This is a genomic window from Salinicola sp. MH3R3-1, assembly GCF_001937155.1.
Taxonomy (GTDB): domain Bacteria; phylum Pseudomonadota; class Gammaproteobacteria; order Pseudomonadales; family Halomonadaceae; genus Salinicola; species Salinicola halophyticus.
The window spans coordinates 1-2,770 of record NZ_MSDP01000037.1; the positions used below are offsets into that span (position 1 = coordinate 1).

The 2,770-nt window shown below is 54.2% G+C and carries 1 rRNA gene; it reads right to left on the reverse strand.

The annotated features are described in order from the left end of the window. Positions 1-2,770, reverse strand: a 23S ribosomal RNA gene (locus BTW08_RS17200); the annotation flags it as partial.

Consider the following 2,770-nt stretch of genomic DNA (forward strand, 5'->3'; position numbering starts at 1 on the left):
ACCCTTTAGGAGACTCTAGGTCTCGGGGAGATCTCATCTTGAAGGAGGCTTCCCGCTTAGATGCTTTCAGCGGTTATCCCTTCCGCACATAGCTACCCGGCGATGCCACTGGCGTGACAACCGGAACACCAGAGGTGCGTCCACTCCGGTCCTCTCGTACTAGGAGCAGCACTTCTCAAATCTCCAACGCCCACGGCAGATAGGGACCGAACTGTCTCACGACGTTCTAAACCCAGCTCGCGTACCACTTTAAATGGCGAACAGCCATACCCTTGGGACCGACTTCAGCCCCAGGATGTGATGAGCCGACATCGAGGTGCCAAACACCGCCGTCGATGTGAACTCTTGGGCGGTATCAGCCTGTTATCCCCGGAGTACCTTTTATCCGTTGAGCGATGGCCCTTCCATACAGAACCACCGGATCACTAGAACCTACTTTCGTACCTGCTCGACGTGTCTGTCTCGCAGTTAAGCACCCTTATGCTCTTGCACTCAATGCACGATTTCCAACCGTGCTGAGGGTACCTTCGTGCTCCTCCGTTACTCTTTCGGAGGAGACCGCCCCAGTCAAACTACCCACCACACACTGTCCTCACACCGGATCACGGTGCCAAGTTAGAACGCCAATGATGCCAGGCTGGTATTTCAAGGTTGGCTCCACCGGAACTAGCGTCCCGGTTTCCAAGCCTCCCAGCTATCCTACACAAGCAACATCAGCGTCCAGTGTGAAGCTATAGTAAAGGTTCACGGGGTCTTTCCGTCTAGCCGCGGGTACACAGCATCTTCACTGCGATTTCAATTTCACTGAGTCTCGGGTGGAGACAGCGTGGCCATCATTACGCCATTCGTGCAGGTCGGAACTTACCCGACAAGGAATTTCGCTACCTTAGGACCGTTATAGTTACGGCCGCCGTTTACCGGGGCTTCGATCAAGAGCTTCGCCTTACGGCTAACACCATCAATTAACCTTCCGGCACCGGGCAGGCGTCACACCCTATACGTCCGCTTACGCGTTAGCAGAGTGCTGTGTTTTTAATAAACAGTTGCAGCCACCTGGTATCTTCGACCGGTTCAAGCTCGGGACGCGAAGTCCTTCACCCTAAGCCGGCGCAGCTTCTCCCGAAGTTACGGTGCCATTTTGCCTAGTTCCTTCACCCGAGTTCTCTCAAGCGCCTTGGGATTCTCACCCTGACCACCTGTGTCGGTTTGGGGTACGGTCGCATGTGATCTGAAGCTTAGAGGCTTTTCCTGGAAGCGTGGCATCGATGACTTCCGGACCGTAGTCCGTTCGTCTCGTCTCTCGGCCTTGAGATCCCGGATTTGCCTAAGATCTCAGCCTACTGACTTTCACCAGGACAACCAACGCCTGGCTCACCTAGCCTTCTTCGTCCCCCCATCGCAACCACATCCGGTACGGGAATATTGACCCGTTTCCCATCGACTACGCTTTTCAGCCTCGCCTTAGGGGCCGACTCACTCTGCTCTGATTAGCATAGAACAGAAAACCTTGGTCTTCCGGCGGGGGAGTTTTTCACTCCCCTTGTCGTTACTCATGTCAGCATTCGCACTCGTGATATCTCCAGCAAGCTTCTCAACTCACCTTCACAGACTTACACGACGCTCCTCTACCGCTCACACCTAAGTGTGAACCCGTAGCTTCGGCATCTGGTTTGAGCCCCGTTACATCTTCCGCGCAGGCCGACTCGACTAGTGAGCTATTACGCTTTCTTTAAAGGATGGCTGCTTCTAAGCCAACCTCCTAGCTGTCTATGCCTTCCCACATCGTTTCCCACTTAACCAGAATTTGGGGGCCTTAGCTGACGGTCTGGGTTGTTTCCCTTTTCACGACGGACGTTAGCACCCGCCGTGTGTCTCCCACGCTCTACTCACCGGTATTCGGAGTTTGCCTCGGGTTGGTAACCCGGGATGGGCCCCTAGCCGAAACAGTGCTCTACCCCCGGCGGTAATACGTGAGGCGCTACCTAAATAGCTTTCGAGGAGAACCAGCTATCTCCGAGCTTGATTAGCCTTTCACTCCGATCCACAGCTCATCCCAGCATTTTTCAACATACTTGGGTTCGGGCCTCCAATTGATGTTACTCAATCTTCACCCTGGCCATGGATAGATCGCCCGGTTTCGGGTCTATATCCAGCGACTGGTCGCCCAGTTAAGACTCGGTTTCCCTACGCCTCCCCTATACGGTTAAGCTCGCCACTGAATATAAGTCGCTGACCCATTATACAAAAGGTACGCGGTCACAGAACAAGTCTGCTCCCACTGCTTGTACGCACACGGTTTCAGGATCTATTTCACTCCCCTCTCCGGGGTTCTTTTCGCCTTTCCCTCACGGTACTGGTTCACTATCGGTCAGCCAGGAGTATTTAGCCTTGGAGGATGGTCCCCCCATGTTCAGTCAGGGTTTCACGTGCCCCGACCTACTCGATTTCACACATTCAGGTTTTCGACTACGGGGCTATCACCCGCTACGGCCGGCCTTTCCAGGCACGTTCGTCTAACCAGTCACATGCTTAAGGGCTACTCCCCGTTCGCTCGCCGCTACTAGGGGAATCTCGGTTGATTTCTTTTCCTCCGGGTACTTAGATGTTTCAGTTCTCCGGGTTCGCTTCCCAACACCTATGGATTCAGTGTGGGATACCCAGCTTATGCTGGGTGGGTTTCCCCATTCGGAAATGTCCGGGTCGCAGGTTGTTTGCCACCTCACCGAACCTTATCGCAGGCTACAACGTCCTTCATCGCCTCTGGCTGACA